Genomic DNA, 17578 nt, shown 5'->3' on the forward strand with positions numbered 1-17578 from the left:
AAAAGAACCCCGGAGAGGGGAGTGAAATAGAACCTGAAACCGCATGCATACAAGCAGTAGGAGCCCGTAAGGGTGACTGCGTACCTTTTGTATAATGGGTCAGCGACTTACTAGTCTGTTGCGAGGCTAACCGTATAGGGGAGCCGTAGGGAAACCGAGTCTGAATAGGGCGATTAGTAGCAGGCTGTAGACCCGAAACCCGTCGATCTATCCATGTCCAGGGTGAAGAGTGGGTAACACCACTTGGAGGCCCGAACTCACGCCTGTTGAAAAAGTCGGAGATGAGGTGTGGATAGGAGTGAAAGGCTAATCAAGGCGGGTGATAGCTGGTTCTCCTCGAAAGCTATTGAGGTAGCGCCTCGTGTCTAACTGCTGGGGGTAGAGCACTGTTACGACTAGGGGGGACACAAGTCCTTACCAAATCGTTGCAAACTCCGAATACCAGCAAGTTCAATCACGGGAGACACACGGTGGGAGCTAAATTTCATCGTGAAGAGGGAAACAACCCAGACCGCCAGCTAAGGTCCCTAAATTTCGGCTAAGTGGTAAACGATGTGGGAAGTCATAGACAGCCAGGAGGTTGGCTTAGAAGCAGCCATCCTTTAAAGAAAGCGTAATAGCTCACTGGTCGAGTCGGCCCGCGCGGAAGATGTAACGGGGCTAAGCCGAGTACCGAAGCTGCGGATGCAGAGCAATCTGCGTGGTAGAGGAGCGTTCTGTAAGCCTGTGAAGGTGACTCGTAAGGGTTGCTGGAGGTATCAGAAGTGCGAATGCTGACATGAGTAACGACAAGCACGGTGAAAAACCGTGCCGCCGTAAGCCCAAGGGTTCCTGCGCAACGTTATTCGGCGCAGGGTGAGTCGGCTCCTAAGGCGAGGCCGAGAGGCGTAGTCGATGGAAAGCGGGCTAATATTCCCGCACTTTTTGTAACTGCGATGGGGTGACGGAGAAAGTTAGGCAATCTGCCTGTTGGATGGCAGTTTAAGCGTTTAGGCGTGCTCTTTAGGCAAATCCGGAGAGCTAAGCTGAGGCGTGATGACGAGTCTCTTTGAGACGAAGTTGCTGATACTCGGCTTCCAAGAAAAACCTCTAAGCTTCAGGTTGCAAAGAGCCGTACCCCAAACCGACACAGGTGGGCGAGGAGAGTATCCTCAGGCGTTTGAGACAACTCGGGTGAAGGAACTCGGCAAATTAGTACCGTAACTTCGGGATAAGGTACGCCTGCGCAAGCAGGCCGCAGTGAAGAGGGGGTTGCGACTGTTTATCAAAAACACAGCACTCTGCAAACACGAAAGTGGACGTATAGGGTGTGACTCCTGCCCGGTGCTGGAAGGTTAATTGATGGGGTTAGGCGCAAGCCGAAGCTCTTGATCGAAGCCCCAGTAAACGGCGGCCGTAACTATAACGGTCCTAAGGTAGCGAAATTCCTTGTCGGGTAAGTTCCGACCTGCACGAATGGAGTAACGATAGCCCCACTGTCTCCATCCGAGGCTCAGTGAAATTGAAATCGCTGTGACGATGCAGTGTTCCCGCGGCAAGACGGAAAGACCCCGTGAACCTTTACTACAACTTTGCACTGGATTTTGAGTTTGTTTGTGTAGGATAGGTGGGAGCCTTTGAAACCGGGACGCCAGTTCCGGTGGAGGCAACCTTGAAATACCACCCTGATAAACTCGAAGTTCTAACCTAGTCCTGTTATCCAGGACAGGGACATTGCATGGCGGGTAGTTTGACTGGGGCGGTCTCCTCCCAAAGAGTAACGGAGGAGTGCGAAGGTTAGCTCAGCGCGGTCGGAAATCGCGCTCTTGAGTGCATAGGCATAAGCTAGCTTGACTGCGAGACAAACAAGTCGAGCAGGTACGAAAGTAGGTCTAAGTGATCCGGTGGTTCTGTATGGAAGGGCCATCGCTCAACGGATAAAAGGTACTCCGGGGATAACAGGCTGATACTGCCCAAGAGTCCATATCGACGGCAGTGTTTGGCACCTCGATGTCGGCTCATCACATCCTGGGGCTGTAGCAGGTCCCAAGGGTCCGGCTGTTCGCCGGTTAAAGTGGTACGCGAGCTGGGTTCAGAACGTCGTGAGACAGTTCGGTCCCTATCTGCCGTGGGCGTTCGAAGTTTGAGAGGAGTTGACCTTAGTACGAGAGGACCGGGTTGAACGTATCTCTGGTGTTCCAGTTGTCACGCCAGTGGCATCGCTGGGTAGCTAAATACGGACGGGATAACCGCTGAAAGCATCTAAGCGGGAAGCCCACCTCAAGATGAGACTTCGCGGAGACTTGATCTCCCTTAAGAGCCCTTCAAGACTAGGAGGTTGATAGGCACCATGTGGAAGCGCAGTAATGCGTGTAGCTAAGGTGTACTAATTGCTCGTGCGGCTTGACCATATAACGCTCAAGCATTTTCGTGGCAACACGAATACGCAAAAACGATTTTCACGTCATCACTGACCGACGTTGAAACAGCGCTTCATAGTGATTCGACTACAAACCAAATTCGGGCGTATCGGCACCTAAGAACCGATACCCCAGCCAGTTTGCCTGGCGGCATTAGCGAGTTGGAACCACCCGTTCCCATCCCGAACACGGAAGTGAAACGACTCAGCGCCGATGATAGTGTGGCAAGACCATGCGAGAGTAGGTCACTGCCAGGCTCTTAAATCCAAACCCCCTCCGGGAAACCGGCGGGGGTTTTCCTTTTTTAGTCCTCTCTTCTGTGATCTGGGGTGAAAAACCGAAGCAGGATTCCCGATTTCTGTGAAACGCGTCCACGGATGCTGTACCCCGCCGGAGCAGCATGGCTATGTCGCAATTTTGCGGCATACCGTCGGAGCTTCCCCATGCGCTTTCTCACCAACGCATTGTTGTCCGCCTCGATTCTGCTTTTCGCGAGCACCTCGTGGGCGGTCAATATCAATACAGCCGATGCCAAGACTCTGGCCAAGGAACTCGATGGCGTTGGCGACAAAACGGCCGCCGCGATTGTCGAAGAGCGGAGGAAATCCCCGTTTACGAGCATCGAAGATGTCGATAAGCGCGTAAAAGGTTGGGGCAAGAAAACCAGCGAGAAGAACAAGGGAAAGGTGACGTTCTCGGATAAGCAATAGCGCTTCCGGGGCCTATTGTTCAAGGGCGGCCTCGGCCGCCCTTGAAGTTCTGCCCGAACTAGTGCGAGCTCACGCCTTCGACTTTCAGCTCGAATATTTTAGGCCAGCATTTCCCGGTGACCAGTAAATGCTGGGTCTGAACGTCGTAAGCAATGCCGTTGAGCACGTGTTCCTCGGCATCCCAGCCTGCCGGCTTGGCAAAACGGCTCTGCAGCGCACTGAGATCCAGCCAATTCAAGACGTGACCGGTCTGCGGATCAAGCACTGCAATCCGATCGCTGTGCCAGACGTTGGCATAAACCCGGCCCTTTACGAACTCGAGCTCGTTGAGTTGATCGACGGGCTTTCCCGACGCCGTTACTTCGATCGCGCGGAGCGCCTCCCAGTTAGAGGGAGCCCGCTCGGTCAAAGTTGACGACCCGTCGCTGACCAGTAAATGGTCACCCCCCATCGTGGGGAGATGGGTGATTCCCCAGCCTTCGGTCGGGTTTTGCAAGCGACGCCGCTCGCGAATACTCGAATCGACGACGAAGACCACGCGCTCCCGCCACGTCAGGATGAAAAGTTCGTCGCCGACCCAAGTCAACCCTTCCAGGAAGGCTTCCGCAGGACCTTTGTGCTTCGCGGGCGGCTTCCGGGCACGGAAGTCACTAATGGAAAGAGACGAGCGGCCATAACCTCCGGCCGATTCATAAAGCAGGCCATTTTTTATCTCGAGGCCTTGGGTGAAGCTGGAAATATCGTGATTGAACTCGTCAACGATGCTGTAGGCCAGCAGTGGAATAGGGCTTCCGTCGCTCTTTGCATTCGCCGTATAAGCGATAAGTACGGAAAGTGCACATAAAGAACATGCTCTAAGCATGTGACGACAAAGCGCTTGTGATAGAGGATTGACTTTTTTTTGCAAATGCGTAAAGTTCCAAAATAGCGAAGAATGGTTTCTTCGTGGTTAATCTCAAACTTGCTTGAACGTCTCTATCGACGGAGGATAGACACATGGCGGTGAAATCCAAAGTGGCTAAGAAGTCGGCCAAGAAGGCGTCTAAGAAGACCGCCAAAAAGGCCGTGAAGAAGGTTGTTAAGAAGGCCGCGGCGAAGAAAGCCACGAAGAAGGCCGTGAAGAAGGTCAGCGCCAAAAAGGCCACCAAAAAGGTCGCCAAGAAGGCTGCTTCCAAAAAGGCCGTGAAGAAGGTCGGTGCCAAGAAGGCCACCAAGAAAGTTGCAAAGAAGGCCGGCGCTAAGAAACTCAGCGTCAAGAAAACGGCCAAGAAGCTGATCGGAAAGGCCAAGTCGGTTGCCAAGAAGGCTCGCAAGGCCGTCAAGAAGGTCGTTGAGCCGACTCCGGCTGCCGCCGAACCGGCGCTTGCCCCTGCCCCCACTCCGATCGTTTGATCCATTCGGCGGCAAGCCCGCCGAATCGAGTGGATGGCGATACGGCGCGGAATTCATTCCGCGCCGTTTTTGTGCCCGGCGACTAAACTGTCGCCCCTTTGCACTGACGGCGGGTGGCCGGGACACATCATGATTCGCAGCATGACGGGTTATGCTCGGGCCGAGGCTCAGGGGCCTTGGGGGCGGCTCAGCTGGGAGCTGCGCGGGGTCAATCACCGTTACCTCGATCTGCAGTTCAAACTTCCCGACGAAGTTCGCGGGCTTGAGAACGAGTTCCGCGCGCTCGCGCTGGCGCATCTCGCGCGCGGGAAAGTCGAAGGCGGTCTTCGGCTTACGCGCGACACCACAGCCAACGCGGCTCTCGAAGTCGATGATGAGCGGCTCGCGCAGGTCAGCGCGGCGCTCGACCGGATCGCCCAAGCACTGACCGCGACCGCGTTGCCAGATCCGCTACGCGTACTCTCGTTTCCGGGCGTTACCCGTGAAACGCCGCAGGACCCGGTGCCGCTGATGCAGGCCGCTCGCCAGTTGTTCAGACAGGCGCTTGCCGAGTTCGCCGAGACCAAATCCCGCGAAGGCGAGCGCCTCGCGCAGTTCATCGCCGAACGTTGCGACGCGGTTGAGGCGCTGGCGTCCCAGGTGCGCGAGCGCTATGCGATCGTGCGCACGCAATGGCTCGAAAGGCTGCGCCAAAAGGCGCGTGACCTGCAGGTCGAACTCGATCCGGCGCGTATCGAGCAGGAGTTGGTTCTCGCGCTGCAGCGGCTCGACGTGGAAGAAGAACTCTCGCGTCTGGCTTCGCATCTGGTCGAAGTTCGCGCCGCCCTGTCTCGACAGGAGCCGATCGGCCGGCGTCTGGATTTCCTCATGCAGGAGCTCAATCGCGAGGCCAATACGCTGTCGTCGAAATCGCAGGACGCGGAGATGACGCGTAGCGCCGTCGACATGAAAGTGGCCATCGAACAGATGCGCGAACAAGTGCAGAACATCGAGTAAGCCCGTCCCGATGAGCCAGCGTCAGGCCCCACGGGGTCATCTCTATATTTTGTCGGCCCCCTCCGGCGGCGGAAAAACGAGCCTGAGCCGAGCCTTGTTGCCTTGGCTGGCGGCGCACGGAATTCATGCCGAGATTTCCGTCTCGTACACGACGCGCGCTCCGCGCGCGGGCGAAACCGAAGGCGTGCACTACAACTTCGTCGACGCCGCCGAATTCCAGCGCCGTGTCGAAGCGCGGGATTTTCTCGAGTACGCCGACGTATTCGGTCGCCGCTACGGTACCGGGCGCCGGCGCACCGAAGCGCTGCTGCAGGCCGGGCATGACGTGATTCTCGACATCGACTGGCAGGGCGCACGCCAGGTGCGTGAGCAGATCGCCGATGTGGTGAGCATCTTCATCCTGCCGCCGTCCGCGCAGGAGCTCGAGCGCCGGCTGCGTTCGCGCGCGACCGACAGCGATGAAATCATCGAGGGACGCATGGCCTCGGCCCGGGCCGAGATGTCGCACTACGGCGAATACGATCATCTGATCGTCAACGAGAATTTCGAGCGGGCGGTCGAGCAGCTTGGGTCGATTTTGCTCGAACGGCGCCTCAGGAGAGACGGCCAGATCGCCCTGCACGCCGACCTGATCGCCAGCTTGGTGGCATCGCCGGATCAGAAAGGCTAAAATATTGCCCCTTTTCCCGTGCCGGGGTCGCTGCAAATGGCTCGTGTTACCGCCGAAGATTGCCTGCTCAGAATTCCCAACCAGTTCGAACTGACCCTGGTCGCTGCCAAGCGTGCGCGCCAGCTGGCTCGTGGGGCCGAAGCACGCCTGCCGTGGGGCAACCACAAGTCCACCGTGCTCTCACTGCGTGAGATCGCCGACGGCTACGTCGGTCGCGACGTGCTCGCCGAGCAGGATCTGCCTGCCATCCAGCAGCCGAAAGTCGATCTCGAGCCGCTGGACGCCAGCTTCGACCTCTAAGTCGTCGAGATCATGTAATTCCACTTCAAGGCCGGCCATGTTGCCGGCCTTGTCGTTTGCAAACGGATGGTCGTTTGCAGCTGCAAACCAATGTCGTTTGCAAAGTGTTGCCCGTTCGAAAAGCGGGGCCAATGAGCCTCGCGGCCGGCTTCGCCGGAACCAATCCGCCACCCCTGTACTTTGTGAGGTTGTTCGTCTCGATGCCCACTCGTCTTGAACTTGCCAATGCGATCCGCGCCCTCTCGATGGATGCGGTGCAAAAGGCCAACTCCGGCCATCCCGGAATGCCGATGGGCATGGCCGACATCGCCGAAGTGCTCTGGAACGATTTTCTGGTTCACAATCCGGCCGACCCGAAGTGGTTCAACCGCGATCGCTTCGTCGTCAGCAACGGCCACGGCTCGATGCTGCTGTACTCGCTGCTGCACTTGGCCGGCTACCCGCTGTCGATCGACGATCTCAAGAATTTCCGCCAGCTCAAGAGCAAGACGCCGGGCCATCCCGAGCAGTTCGTGACCGCCGGCGTCGAGACCACCACCGGGCCGCTCGGCCAGGGGCTGGCGAACGCGGTCGGCATGGCGATCGCCGAATCGGTGCTGGCCTGGCAGTTCAACCGCGACGGCTTTCCGGTGGTCGATCACCACACCTACGTGTTCGTGGGCGACGGCTGCCTCATGGAAGGCATCAGCCACGAGGCCTGCTCGCTGGCCGGTACGCTGGGCCTCGGCAAGCTCGTCGTGCTGTATGACGACAACAACATCTCGATCGACGGCGAAGTCCACGACTGGTTCGCCGACGACACGCCGGGCCGTTTCGAGGCTTACGGCTGGCAGGTGGTTCGCAACGTCGACGGCCACAACCCGCACGAGATCAAGCTCGCGCTCGAAACCGCCCGCGCGTCCAAGGACAAGCCGACGCTGATCTGCTGCAAGACCATCATCGGCTGGGGTTCGCCGAACAAGGCCGGCAAGGAATCGAGCCACGGCGCGCCGCTCGGTGCCGACGAAATCACCAAGACGCGCGAGCAGCTGGCCTGGCCGCATGCGCCGTTCGAAATTCCGCAGGACATCCGCGACGGCTGGAACGCGCTTGATAAAGGCGCCGCCGCCCAGCGGGGCTGGCAGGCGCTGTTCGATCGCTATGCCGCCGATTATCCGAAGGAAGCGGCTGAACTCGCTCGTCGCATCGACGGCAAACTGCCCGAGAACTGGAACGACATCGTCGCCAAGCTGCACACGAGCTTTGCCGCCGTCGACAAGCCGGTCGCCACGCGCAAGGCCTCGCAGAACGCGCTGAACCTGCTCGCTCCGGAGCTGCCCGAGTTCCTCGGCGGTTCGGCCGATTTGACCGAATCCAACCTCACCAAGTGGGAGGGCGCGCTGACCAGCAAGCCCGACCGCGTGCACGGCAATTACCTGTCTTACGGCGTGCGCGAATTCGGCATGGCCGCGGCCATGAACGGCATCGCGCTGCACGGCGGACTGATTCCGTTCGGCGGCACCTTCCTGGTGTTCTCCGATTACTCGCGCAACGCCGTGCGCATGGCCGCGCTCATGAAGATCGGCGTGATCCACGTGTTCACGCATGATTCCATCGGCCTCGGCGAAGACGGTCCGACGCATCAGCCGGTCGAGCATGTTTCGTCGCTGCGCCTGATTCCGCACCTCGAGACCTGGCGCCCGGCCGACGCCTTCGAAACCGCGATCGCCTGGCAGGCCGCCATCGAGCGCCGCGATGGTCCGACCGCGCTCGCGCTGTCGCGCCAGAACCTGCCGATCCAGCCGCATCCGGCGGGCCAGGCGGCGCAGATTTTGCGCGGCGGCTACGTCGTTCATGAAGCGGCCGGTGAAGCGAGTGCGATCATCATCGCCACGGGTTCCGAAGTCGGTATCAGCGTCGACGCGGCCAAGAAGCTCGCCGACCAGGGTGTCGCGGTGCGCGTCGTCTCGATGCCCTGCGCCGAGCGCTTCCTCAAGCAGGACGCGGCGTATCGCGCGAGCGTGCTGCCCAAGAGCAAGAAGCGCCTGGCCGTCGAAGCTGGTGTCACGCACTACTGGCGCGCCTTCGTCGGCGACGACGGTGACGTGCTCGGTGTCGACACCTTCGGCGAATCGGCTCCGGCGGCGGCGCTGTTCGAGCACTTCGGACTGACCCCCGACAACATCGTCAAGCGCGTCCTGGCCCTCGTCGGCTAAGAGCGCATTTCCACCATCAATCTTCGTCAACACCAGCTAAAGAGGATCGAGACATGGCAGTGAAAGTGGGCATCAACGGCTTCGGCCGCATCGGCCGCAACGTGCTCCGCGCCGCGGTGCAGAACTTCCCGGACATCGAAATCGTCGGCATCAACGACCTGCTCGATCCCGACTATCTCGCCTACATGCTCAAGTACGACTCCGTGCACGGTCACTTCAAGGGCGAGATCGCCGTCGAAGGCGGCGCGCTGTTCGTCAACGGCAAGAAGATCCGCCTGACGCAGGAACGCGATCCGGCCGCGCTGAAGTGGGGCGACCTGGGCGTGGACGTGGTCATCGAATCGACCGGCCTGTTCCTCGACAAGGCCACGGCGACCAAGCACCTCGACGCCGGCGCGCCGAAGGTCATCCTGTCGGCTCCGTCGAAAGACGACACCCCCATGTTCGTCTACGGCGTGAACCACACGACCTACGCCGGCCAGACCATCGTCAGCAACGCCTCGTGCACGACCAACTGCCTCGCGCCGCTCGCCAAGGTGCTGCACGACAAGTGGGGCATCAAGCGCGGCCTGATGACGACCGTGCACGCGACGACCGCGACGCAGAAGACCGTCGACGGTCCGAGCAGCAAGGACTGGCGCGGTGGACGCGGCATTCTCGAGAACATCATTCCGTCGTCGACCGGCGCCGCCAAGGCCGTCGGCGTGGTGATTCCGTCGCTCAACAAGAAGCTCACGGGCATGAGCTTCCGCGTGCCGACCTCCGACGTTTCCGTGGTCGACCTGACCGCCGAACTCGAAAAGCCGGCCACGTACGAAGAGATCAAGGCCGAAATGAAGGCGCAGTCCGAAGGCGCCCTCAAGGGCATCCTCGGCTACACCGAAGACAAGGTCGTCGCCACCGATTTCCGCGGCGACGCGCGCACCTCGATCTTCGATGCCGAAGCCGGCATCGCGCTCGACTCGACCTTCGTCAAGCTCGTCTCCTGGTACGACAACGAGTGGGGCTATTCCAACAAGTGCCTCGAACTGGCGCGCGTGGTGGCCGGTAAGTAAGCCTCTGCTTATGTGAGGCGCGAGGGGTGAGGCGTGAGGCGCAACAGCGCGCTCAGCCTCACCCTTCTTTCGTTTCAACGCCTCATTACTCACTCCTCACGCCTCACGGACCCAGACATGCAATTCAAGAAACTCGCTGACCTCGATCTCAAGAACAAGCGCGTGTTCATCCGCGCCGACCTCAACGTGCCGCAGAACGACGACGGCAGCGTCGCCGAAGACACGCGCATCCGCGCCTCGATTCCGGGCATCAAGCTGGCGCTCGAAAAGGGCGCTGCGGTGATGGTCACCTCGCATCTCGGCCGTCCGACCGAAGGCGAGTTCAAGCCGGCCGATTCGCTCGCGCCGATCGCCAAGCGCATGAGCGAACTGCTCGGCCAGGACGTGAGGCTGATCCAGAACTGGGTCGACGGCGGCTTCACGGTCAAGCCCGGCGAAGTCGTGCTGCTCGAGAACTGCCGCTGCAACAAGGGCGAGAAGAAGAACAGCGAAGAACTCGCCAAGAAGATGGCCGCGCTCTGCGACGTCTACGCCAACGACGCCTTCGGCACCGCGCACCGCGCCGAAGCCACCACGCATGCGCTCGCGCTGGCCGCGCCGGTGGCCTGCGCCGGCCCGCTGGTCGCCGCCGAGCTCGAAGCGCTCGGCGCTGCGCTGCTGAACCCCAAGCGCCCGCTGGTCGCCATCGTCGGTGGCTCCAAGGTATCGACCAAGCTCACGATTCTCGACGCGCTCGCCGACAAGGTCGATCAGCTCGTCGTCGGCGGTGGCATCGCCAACACCTTCTTGCTCGCCTCGGGCCTGCCGATCGGCAAGTCGCTGGCCGAGAAGGATCTGGTTCCCGAAGCCAAGCGCATCATCGACAAGCTCGCCGCGCGCGGCGCCTCGGTGCCGATTCCGGTCGACGTCGTCACCGCGACCAAGTTCGCAGCCGACGCCACTCCGACCGTGAAGGCGGCGACCGATGTCGGCGAGGACGAAATGATCTTCGACATCGGCCCGAAGACGTCGGCCGAACTTGCCGACATCATGGCCAAGGCCGGCACCATCGTCTGGAACGGCCCGGTCGGCGTGTTCGAGTTCGACAACTTCGCGGCCGGTACCAAGGCGCTCGCCGAGGCCATCGCCAAGTCGAGCGCGATGTCGATCGCCGGCGGCGGCGACACCGTCGCCGCGGTCGCCAAGTTCGGCATCGAAAAGGACGTGGGCTACATCTCCACGGCCGGCGGCGCCTTCCTCGAGTTCCTCGAAGGCAAGAAGCTGCCGGCCGTCGAGGCGCTGGAGCAGCGCTACAACGGCTGATCGGCTGCGTCGATGTGAAAAAGGCCTCGCGACTGCGAGGCCTTTTTCGTGGCGCGAGGCGAACGCCGAAACTCAAACCGCCGCCGTCACCACGATCTCGATCTTCCAATCGGCCTGAGCCAGGCTGGCCTGCACAGTCGCGCGCGGCGGCGTGTGACCCGGCACCACCCAGGCATCCCAGACTTCGTTCATCGCACCGATGTCGCGGATATCGGCGAGGAAGATTTCGGCGCGCAGGATGCGGCGCTTGTCGGTGCCGGCCTGGAAGAGCAGGGCGTCGATCGAAGCGAGCACCTGCGCGGTCTGGCCGCGAATGTCGGCACCGCGGTCATCCGGAATTTGCCCGGCCAGATAAGCGACGCCATTGTGAATGGCCATTTCCGACAGCCGCGGGCCAACCTCGTAGCGTTGAATCATCGAAAAATCCTTTGAAAGTCAGGCGGCGCGGCGCACGCGGTTCATGAGCAGGCCGACCACGATGAACAGCAGAGTCGCGCTCAGCGCGAGTGACCAGTGAATGCCGATCTGCTGGCCGACCAGGCCCACGGTGACGCCGCTGAAAGTGCGCATGCCCATCGCGAACATGTTGTAGACGCCGATCGCCTTGCCGCGCATCTGCACCGGCGCTTCGAGCTGTACCAGCGTTTGCGACATCGCGTTGAAGGCGAGCTCGACGAAACCTGCGCAGAACAGCAGCACGAGCGACAGGGGATACAGCGGATTGAATGCGAATGCTGCGAGCAGTACGCACCAGAGCATCGCGAGCACGCAGGCGCTGCGCACCGCCGGGCGCAGCAGGCTGCGGCTTTCGAGCAGGATGCCGGCCGTCAGTGCCCCGGCCGCGTCGGCTGCCAGCAGCGCGCTGTACGAGAAATCGACATGGCCGTGGCCGAGCCCCTGTGCGAAGCCCGGCATCTGCGCCTGGTAGGCGTTGCCGATGAACAGCGAAGCCGAGCCGGCGAGTGCGGTCATCGTCGCAATCACGCGATTGCGCCCGACTTCCTGTGCCGCTCGCCAGACGTCGCCGAGCGTTCGAATGGCGCGCTGTCTGACCGCGCTGCCGGCTGCGCGGAACTTCGGCCCGTAGGGTGCAGCGACGAGCCAGAGGATGAAGGGCAGGTACAGTGCCGCGTTGACCAGAATGCCAAGCTTGGGTCCGAACGTGAGCAGAAATGCGCCGCCGATGGCTGGCCCGGTGAGCAGGCCGAGCTGGCGCGCGGTGGCGTTGAGTCGCACCGCACTCTGCAGATGCGCGGGACCGACGATGTCGTAGATCAGCACCTGCGCCGGCGCACCCCAGAGCACGCCGGCACAGCCGTGGACGATCAGCAGAGTCGCCGCATGCCAGAGTTGCAGGCTGTCGGTGATGAACAGCGCGCCCCAGGCCAGCGAGACGCCCGCGAACAGGCCCATGCCGAGCTGGATCATGCGCCGCGGGTCGTAGCGGTCGGACAGCGCGCCCGAGTACACCGAGAACAGCAGAAACGGCAGCCAGTGCGAAATCACCGCGAAGCCGCCGAGCGCGGCCGAGTGGAACTTCTGGAAGATCACCCAGTAGCTGATCACGTGCTCGATGCTATCGGCCATCATCGCCATCGCCGACCAGGCGAAAAACTGGCGAAAGCCCGGATGGCGCAGTGCGGCGAAAGCGACGTGGGGCGAAGGCGATGCGGCGGGAGCGGTCACGGCGTGGTTCGGCGAGCGATTCCAAAACGGCCACTATGATGCCAGCTCATCGCGTTCAGCCTTGAAATCGCGCCTGCCGCTAGCATCAACATCTCATCGCCTGATCGCGCAAGCTGATCGCTCAACCGGGGAGTCGTACATGAAGCGTGGGAATCTACTGATGCGCTGGATCGCGCCGCTCGTTGCGGTCGTGCTGCTGTCGGGCTGCGGCTACAACACCCTCCAGCAGCAGGACGAGGCCGTGAACGCCGCCTGGTCCGAAGTGCTCAACCAGTACCAGCGTCGCGCCGACCTCGTGCCGAATCTCGTCAACACCGTAAAGGGCTACGCCGCGCAGGAAGAGAGGGTGCTGACCGAGGTCACCGAGGCGCGTGCGCGCGTCGGCGGCATCCAGGCCACGCCCGAGCTCGTCAACGATCCGGCCGCGTTCGAGAAGTTCACGCAGGCGCAGGGCCAGCTGACCTCGGCGCTGTCGCGCCTGCTCGTGGTCACCGAGAACTATCCGGACCTCAAGTCGAACCAGAACTTCCGCGACCTGCAGGCCCAGCTCGAAGGCACCGAGAACCGCATCACCGTGGCGCGCAAGCGTTACATCGACTCGGTGCAGGCCTACAACACCACCGTGCGCTCGTTCCCGAGCAACCTGACGGCCAAGTTCACGGGCGCGAGCGTCAAGCCGAACTTCAAGGTCGAGAACGAGGCGCAGATCTCGGCGCCGCCGAAGGTCGATTTCGGCTCCTGAAGCCGCGCTCGCGACGAGGCCCGCCGTGATCCTGCTGCGCGCGCTCGCGCTCGTGCTGCTCTGCGCCCTCGGAGTGGCGCAGGCGCAGACCGTCGAGGTGCCGAAGTTGCAGGCCCGCGTGACCGACCAGACCGGCACGCTGACCGCGACCGAGCAGCAGGCGCTCGAATCCAAGCTCGCCGCGTTCGAGCAGAGCAAGGGCAGCCAGATCGCGGTGCTGATCGTGCCGACCACGGGCGACGAGACCATCGAGCAGTTCGGCATTCGCGTCGCCGAGCAGTGGAAGCTCGGGCGCAAGGGCGTCGATGACGGCGCCCTGCTGCTCGTCGCCAAGGACGATCGCAAGCTGCGCATCGAGGTCGGCTACGGGCTCGAAGGCGCGCTGCCCGACGCGGTCGCCAAGCGCATCGTCGCCGACGTCATCAGCCCGTATTTCCGGCGCGGCGACTACTACATGGGCGTGTCGGCCGGCGTCGATGCGCTGATCGCGGTCGTGCAGGGCGAGGCGCTGCCCGAGCCTTCGCGCGATCGCTCGCATCGCGGTGGCGACGATGCGTTCAAGACCGCGCTGGCCTGCCTGATCATCGGCGTGGTGGTCGGCCTGTTCGTGCGCAACATCAGCAACCGCTTCTTCGGCGGCGTCACGGCGCTGTCGATCGCCGGCGTCGGCACCGCCTTGTTCACGGCGCTGTCGCTCGGCGTCGTCTTCGGCCTGTTCGCGGCCGTCATCGTCATGCTCGGCGGACTCGGCGGCGGCTGGAGCAACGGCATCGGTGGCGGCCGTCGCGGCGGCTGGGGCGGAGGGTTCGGTGGCGGAGGTTTCGGCGGGGGCGGGTTTGGTGGCGGCGGCGGTTTTGGCGGTGGTGGTGGCGGGTTCGGAGGCGGCGGCGCCTCGGGAGACTGGTGATGGCGGCGAATCCCAATCGGCTCCATCGTCTGTTGCGCCATCTGCTCGTCGGCCGCTGGACCACGCGCAAACGCTTTCCGGCAAGCGTACTCGCCGATATCGAAGCCGCGGTGAAACGACATGAGCGCCTGCATCCGGGCGAAGTGCGCTTCGCGGTCGAGGCCGGGCTGTCTTTGCCGCATCTGTGGGCCAGCGTCTCGCCGCGCGAGCGGGCCATCGAGGTCTTCACGCAGCTGCGCGTCTGGGACACCGAGGACAACAACGGCGTGCTGATCTACGTGCTGCTGGCCGATCGCGACGTCGAAATCGTCGCCGATCGGGGCGTCGCGGGCGGACGTGTTCCGCAATCCGAATGGGACGCCTGCTGCCGGGTGATCGAAAAGCACTTCGCCGCCGGCCGCTTCGGCGAAGGCGCGATCGCGGGCATCGAGTCGGTGTCCGGCGTGCTCGCACGCTATCCCTGCGGGCGCGCCGACGTCGGCGACGAGCTGCCGAACGCGCCGGTCCTGCTCTAGGCGATAAAGGACAGCGGCCCCCCGAATCCTTAGACTGCAGGCATCCCCCTGTTCGCTAGAGGAAGTCCCGTGCGCTTCGAAGGCACCGAAAACTACGTCGCCACCAATGACCTGACCATGGCCGTGAACGCCGCGGTCGTGCTCGGGCGCCCACTGCTCGTCAAGGGCGAGCCGGGCACCGGCAAGACCCAGCTCGCGCGCGAAGTGGCGAATGCGCTCGGCAAGCCCTTCCTCGATTGGGCGATCAAGTCGACGACCAAGGCCCAGCACGGTCTCTACGAATACGACGCGGTGTCGCGCCTGCGCGACTCCCAGCTCGGCGATTCCAAGGTCAAGGACATCGGCAACTACATCGTGCGCGGCAAGCTCTGGGAGGCTTTCGAAGCCGACACCGCGCCGGTGCTGCTGATCGATGAAATCGACAAGGCCGACATCGAGTTCCCGAACGACCTGCTGCGCGAACTCGACCAGATGGAGTTCTACGTCCACGAGACGCGCCAGACCGTCCGCGCCAGACAGCGGCCTGTCATCATCATCACGAGCAACAACGAGAAGGAGCTGCCCGACGCGTTCCTGCGCCGCTGCTTCTTCCACTACATCCGCTTCCCGGACAAGGAAACGATGCAGCAGATCGTCGACGTGCACTTCCCCGATCTGAAGAAGAACCTCACCAAGGAAGCGATGGAAGTGTTCTTCGGCCTGCGCGAACTGCCCGGGCTCAAGAAGAAGCCCTCGACGTCCGAGCTGCTCGACTGGCTCAAGCTGCTGATGGCCGAGGACATCGACCCGACCGTGCTGCGCGAATCCTCCGGCAAGAAGACGCTGCCGCCGCTCTACGGGGCGCTGCTCAAGAACGAGCAGGACGTGCATCTGTTCGAGCGCATCGCCTTCATGTCGCGTCGCGGTCAGTAAGCACCCAGGAGTTCGATCCCATGAGCCGACTGTTCGAACCGTTGCAGCAACGCGGCATCACGCTGCGCAATCGCATCGTGGTGTCGCCGATGTGCCAGTACTCGGCCGTCGACGGCGTGGTCACCGATTGGCATCGCGTGCACCTGGGTTCGCGCGCGATCGGCGGCGCCGGGCTGGTGATCGCCGAAGCTTCGGCGATCGAAGCACGCGGGCGCATTTCGCCGGCCGACGCGGGGATCTACAACGACGACCAGGTCGCGGCCTGGGCACCGATCACGCGTTTCATCCGGCAAGCCGGTGCGGTGCCGGGCGTGCAGCTCGCGCACGCCGGCCGCAAGGCCAGCACCTCGCAGCCCTGGATCGGTAATGCGCGTGTCGCGCCCGAGGACGGCGGCTGGAGCGACGTCGTCGCCCCGAGCGCGATCGCCTTCAGCGACAGTTATCCGCAGCCGCGGGCGATGACGCTCGCCGAAATCCAGGCGCTGCCGGGTCTGTTCGCCGATGCGGCCAGGCGCGCGTTCGACGCAGGCTTCGAGCTCATCGAACTACACGCCGCGCACGGCTATCTGCTGCACCAGTTCCTGTCGCCGCTGAGCAATCAGCGCACCGACGACTACGGCGGCAGCTACGACAAGCGCGTGCGCCTGCTGCTCGAAACGGTGACGGCGACGCGTGCGGTCTGGCCGGATCACTTGCCGCTCTGGGTGCGCATTTCGGCGACCGATTGGGCCGATACCGTCGGTCTCGAAGGCGGTTGGGATGTCGAGCAGAGCATCGAGCTCGCGCGCCGTCTGAAAGCGCTCGGGGTCGATCTGATCGATGTCTCCACGGGCGGCCTGCTGGCGCGCACCAAGATTCCGCTGGCGCCGGGGTATCAGGTGCCGTTCTCGGCGCAGGTCCGGCGCGAAGCCGGCATCGCGACCGGCGCCGTCGGCCTGATCACCGAGCCCAAGCAGGCCGAGGCGATCCTGCAGGCCGAAGAAGCCGACTGCGTGCTGCTCGCGCGCGAGCTGCTGCGCGATCCGTACTGGCCCTATCACGCCGCCAAGGCGCTCGGCGTGGAACTGCAGGCTCCGAATCAATACCTGCGGGCCTGGTAGAGGCGCGCTTCAGCCGACCTTCGGCGCCGCTTCCATCGCGCGCCACAGGTACCAGCTCGCGATCGAGCGATAAGGGCGCCAGCGCTCGGCGATCGCCAGCGTCGCCGCGTCGTCGAGCTTCGCTCCGTCGTTGAACAGCCGGTTCACGCCGTTGCGCAGGCCGACGTCGTCGAGCGCAAACAGGTCGCGCCGCGCGAGCGCGAACATCAGGTACATCTCGGCGGTCCAGCGGCCGATGCCGGGCAGGGCGTCGAGCGCTTCGATGGCGGCCTCGTCGTCGAGCTTGCGCAGTTTTTCGAAGCTGAACTCGCCGCTGTGCACTTTCTGCGCGATCGCGATGAGCCACTTGGCCTTGGCGGTCGACAGCCCGGCGCTGCGCAGCAGGTCGAATTCCACTTCGATGAAATGCGCGGGCATGAACCCCCCTTTTTCTGCGGCGCCCGCGAGCACCGCGGTCGCCACGCGCGCCTGGATGGTATCGGCGGCCTTCACCGATAGCTGCTGGCTGATGATCGAGGTGCACAGCACGTGGAACGGGTCGCGCCGCGAACGCCCGATCGTGCACGAGCCATGGGTCTTGATGAGCCGCTTCATGACCGCGCAGCGCCTGGACAGATGACGTTCGATCTCAGCCAGTTCGGTGGCGCTGATCGTCGATTTTCGGGCGGGTTTCGAAAGGGTTGCGCTCAAGCCGGCC

Annotated in this window: 17 protein-coding genes and 2 rRNA genes (1 of these 19 running past the window's edge); 15 read left to right on the top strand and 4 right to left on the bottom strand. The window is 62.6% G+C overall.

The window, feature by feature from the left end:
• The 3 genes from WQQ_RS09460 to WQQ_RS09470 form a co-directional block, all read left to right on the top strand.
• Positions 1 to 2390 (top strand): 23S ribosomal RNA (locus WQQ_RS09460); it begins 440 nt to the left of the window's first position.
• Positions 2391 to 2542: 152 nt separating this feature from the next.
• Positions 2543 to 2656 (top strand): 5S ribosomal RNA (gene rrf, locus WQQ_RS09465).
• A 186-nt stretch (positions 2657 to 2842) separates the two neighbouring features.
• A complete protein-coding gene (locus WQQ_RS09470; RefSeq protein ID WP_007184930.1) occupies positions 2843 to 3109 on the top strand; it encodes a ComEA family DNA-binding protein in 267 nt (88 codons plus the stop codon).
• 58 nt (positions 3110 to 3167) lie between these two features.
• Here the strand turns inward: WQQ_RS09470 and WQQ_RS09475 are convergent, their stop codons facing one another.
• The gene (locus WQQ_RS09475) at positions 3168 to 4016 is read right to left on the bottom strand and encodes a glutaminyl-peptide cyclotransferase (RefSeq protein ID WP_157534564.1); all 849 of its coding nucleotides are present in this window, start codon (positions 4014 to 4016) and stop codon (positions 3168 to 3170) included.
• An 89-nt stretch (positions 4017 to 4105) separates the two neighbouring features.
• On the opposite strand from WQQ_RS09475, the gene WQQ_RS23665 reads away from it, so the two are divergent.
• The 7 genes from WQQ_RS23665 (at position 4106) to WQQ_RS09510 (ending at position 11019) form a co-directional block, all read left to right on the top strand.
• Positions 4106 to 4501: a hypothetical protein gene (locus WQQ_RS23665; protein ID WP_007184932.1), complete on the top strand. Its 396-nt coding sequence runs from the start codon at positions 4106 to 4108 to the stop codon at positions 4499 to 4501.
• 33 nt (positions 4502 to 4534) lie between these two features.
• Positions 4535 to 5497, top strand: a complete 963-nt coding sequence (locus tag WQQ_RS09485) for a YicC/YloC family endoribonuclease (protein ID WP_237715038.1) — start codon at positions 4535 to 4537, stop codon at positions 5495 to 5497.
• 10 nt (positions 5498 to 5507) lie between these two features.
• On the top strand, positions 5508 to 6167 hold the full coding sequence (gene gmk / locus WQQ_RS09490) for a guanylate kinase (protein WP_040453287.1): 660 nt from the start codon (positions 5508 to 5510) through the stop codon (positions 6165 to 6167).
• Positions 6168 to 6203: 36 nt separating this feature from the next.
• Positions 6204 to 6467, top strand: coding sequence for a DNA-directed RNA polymerase subunit omega (gene rpoZ / locus WQQ_RS09495; RefSeq protein WP_007184935.1), 264 nt, complete (start codon positions 6204 to 6206; stop codon positions 6465 to 6467).
• A 200-nt stretch (positions 6468 to 6667) separates the two neighbouring features.
• Positions 6668 to 8662 carry a transketolase gene (tkt, locus tag WQQ_RS09500; RefSeq protein WP_040453846.1) on the top strand — a complete coding sequence of 665 codons (1995 nt, stop codon included), beginning with the start codon at positions 6668 to 6670 and terminating at the stop codon, positions 8660 to 8662.
• Positions 8663 to 8715: 53 nt separating this feature from the next.
• Positions 8716 to 9717, top strand: a complete 1002-nt coding sequence (gene gap / locus WQQ_RS09505; RefSeq protein WP_007184938.1) for a type I glyceraldehyde-3-phosphate dehydrogenase — start codon at positions 8716 to 8718, stop codon at positions 9715 to 9717.
• 117 nt (positions 9718 to 9834) lie between these two features.
• Positions 9835 to 11019 carry a phosphoglycerate kinase gene (locus WQQ_RS09510; protein ID WP_007184939.1) on the top strand — a complete coding sequence of 395 codons (1185 nt, stop codon included), beginning with the start codon at positions 9835 to 9837 and terminating at the stop codon, positions 11017 to 11019.
• Positions 11020 to 11091: 72 nt separating this feature from the next.
• Here the strand turns inward: WQQ_RS09510 and WQQ_RS09515 are convergent, their stop codons facing one another.
• Both WQQ_RS09515 and WQQ_RS09520 read right to left on the bottom strand, forming a co-directional pair.
• Positions 11092 to 11436: a RidA family protein gene (locus tag WQQ_RS09515; RefSeq protein WP_007184940.1), complete on the bottom strand. Its 345-nt coding sequence runs from the start codon at positions 11434 to 11436 to the stop codon at positions 11092 to 11094.
• A gap of 18 nt (positions 11437 to 11454) precedes the next feature.
• Positions 11455 to 12705, bottom strand: a complete 1251-nt coding sequence (locus tag WQQ_RS09520; RefSeq protein WP_007184941.1) for an MFS transporter — start codon at positions 12703 to 12705, stop codon at positions 11455 to 11457.
• A 139-nt stretch (positions 12706 to 12844) separates the two neighbouring features.
• Here WQQ_RS09520 and WQQ_RS09525 point away from each other — a divergent pair, with 139 nt between their 5' ends.
• The 5 genes from WQQ_RS09525 (at position 12845) to WQQ_RS09545 (ending at position 16881) form a co-directional block, all read left to right on the top strand.
• Positions 12845 to 13447 (top strand): LemA family protein, encoded by a 603-nt coding sequence (locus tag WQQ_RS09525; protein ID WP_040453289.1) that lies wholly within the window; start codon positions 12845 to 12847, stop codon positions 13445 to 13447.
• 25 nt (positions 13448 to 13472) lie between these two features.
• Positions 13473 to 14354, top strand: a complete 882-nt coding sequence (locus WQQ_RS09530) for a TPM domain-containing protein (protein WP_007184943.1) — start codon at positions 13473 to 13475, stop codon at positions 14352 to 14354.
• Positions 14354 to 14869 (top strand): TPM domain-containing protein, encoded by a 516-nt coding sequence (locus tag WQQ_RS09535; RefSeq protein ID WP_007184944.1) that lies wholly within the window; start codon positions 14354 to 14356, stop codon positions 14867 to 14869. Before WQQ_RS09530 ends, WQQ_RS09535 begins: the two co-directional genes overlap by 1 nt.
• 69 nt (positions 14870 to 14938) lie before the next feature.
• Positions 14939 to 15781 (top strand): AAA family ATPase, encoded by an 843-nt coding sequence (locus WQQ_RS09540; RefSeq protein WP_007184945.1) that lies wholly within the window; start codon positions 14939 to 14941, stop codon positions 15779 to 15781.
• A 20-nt stretch (positions 15782 to 15801) separates the two neighbouring features.
• A complete protein-coding gene (locus WQQ_RS09545; RefSeq protein ID WP_007184946.1) occupies positions 15802 to 16881 on the top strand; it encodes an NADH:flavin oxidoreductase/NADH oxidase in 1080 nt (359 codons plus the stop codon).
• A 9-nt stretch (positions 16882 to 16890) separates the two neighbouring features.
• On the opposite strand, the gene WQQ_RS09550 is transcribed toward WQQ_RS09545, so the two are convergent.
• Positions 16891 to 17571, bottom strand: a complete 681-nt coding sequence (locus WQQ_RS09550) for a DNA-3-methyladenine glycosylase family protein (RefSeq protein WP_007184947.1) — start codon at positions 17569 to 17571, stop codon at positions 16891 to 16893.
• Positions 17572 to 17578 lie beyond the last annotated feature (7 nt).

Origin of the sequence: Hydrocarboniphaga effusa AP103 (assembly GCF_000271305.1) — a bacterium.
GTDB lineage: Bacteria > Pseudomonadota > Gammaproteobacteria > Nevskiales > Nevskiaceae > Hydrocarboniphaga > Hydrocarboniphaga effusa.

Coding starts and splice junctions, on each gene's coding strand:
- WQQ_RS09470 (WP_007184930.1), top strand. CDS start 2,843: ATGCGCTTTCTCACCAACGCATTGTTGTCCGCCTCGATTCTGCTTTTC.
- WQQ_RS23665 (WP_007184932.1), top strand. CDS start 4,106: ATGGCGGTGAAATCCAAAGTGGCTAAGAAGTCGGCCAAGAAGGCGTCT.
- WQQ_RS09485 (WP_237715038.1), top strand. CDS start 4,535: ATGGCGATACGGCGCGGAATTCATTCCGCGCCGTTTTTGTGCCCGGCG.
- gmk (WP_040453287.1), top strand. CDS start 5,508: ATGAGCCAGCGTCAGGCCCCACGGGGTCATCTCTATATTTTGTCGGCC.
- rpoZ (WP_007184935.1), top strand. CDS start 6,204: ATGGCTCGTGTTACCGCCGAAGATTGCCTGCTCAGAATTCCCAACCAG.
- tkt (WP_040453846.1), top strand. CDS start 6,668: ATGCCCACTCGTCTTGAACTTGCCAATGCGATCCGCGCCCTCTCGATG.
- gap (WP_007184938.1), top strand. CDS start 8,716: ATGGCAGTGAAAGTGGGCATCAACGGCTTCGGCCGCATCGGCCGCAAC.
- WQQ_RS09510 (WP_007184939.1), top strand. CDS start 9,835: ATGCAATTCAAGAAACTCGCTGACCTCGATCTCAAGAACAAGCGCGTG.
- WQQ_RS09515 (WP_007184940.1), bottom strand. CDS start 11,436: ATGATTCAACGCTACGAGGTTGGCCCGCGGCTGTCGGAAATGGCCATT.
- WQQ_RS09525 (WP_040453289.1), top strand. CDS start 12,845: ATGAAGCGTGGGAATCTACTGATGCGCTGGATCGCGCCGCTCGTTGCG.
- WQQ_RS09535 (WP_007184944.1), top strand. CDS start 14,354: ATGGCGGCGAATCCCAATCGGCTCCATCGTCTGTTGCGCCATCTGCTC.
- WQQ_RS09545 (WP_007184946.1), top strand. CDS start 15,802: ATGAGCCGACTGTTCGAACCGTTGCAGCAACGCGGCATCACGCTGCGC.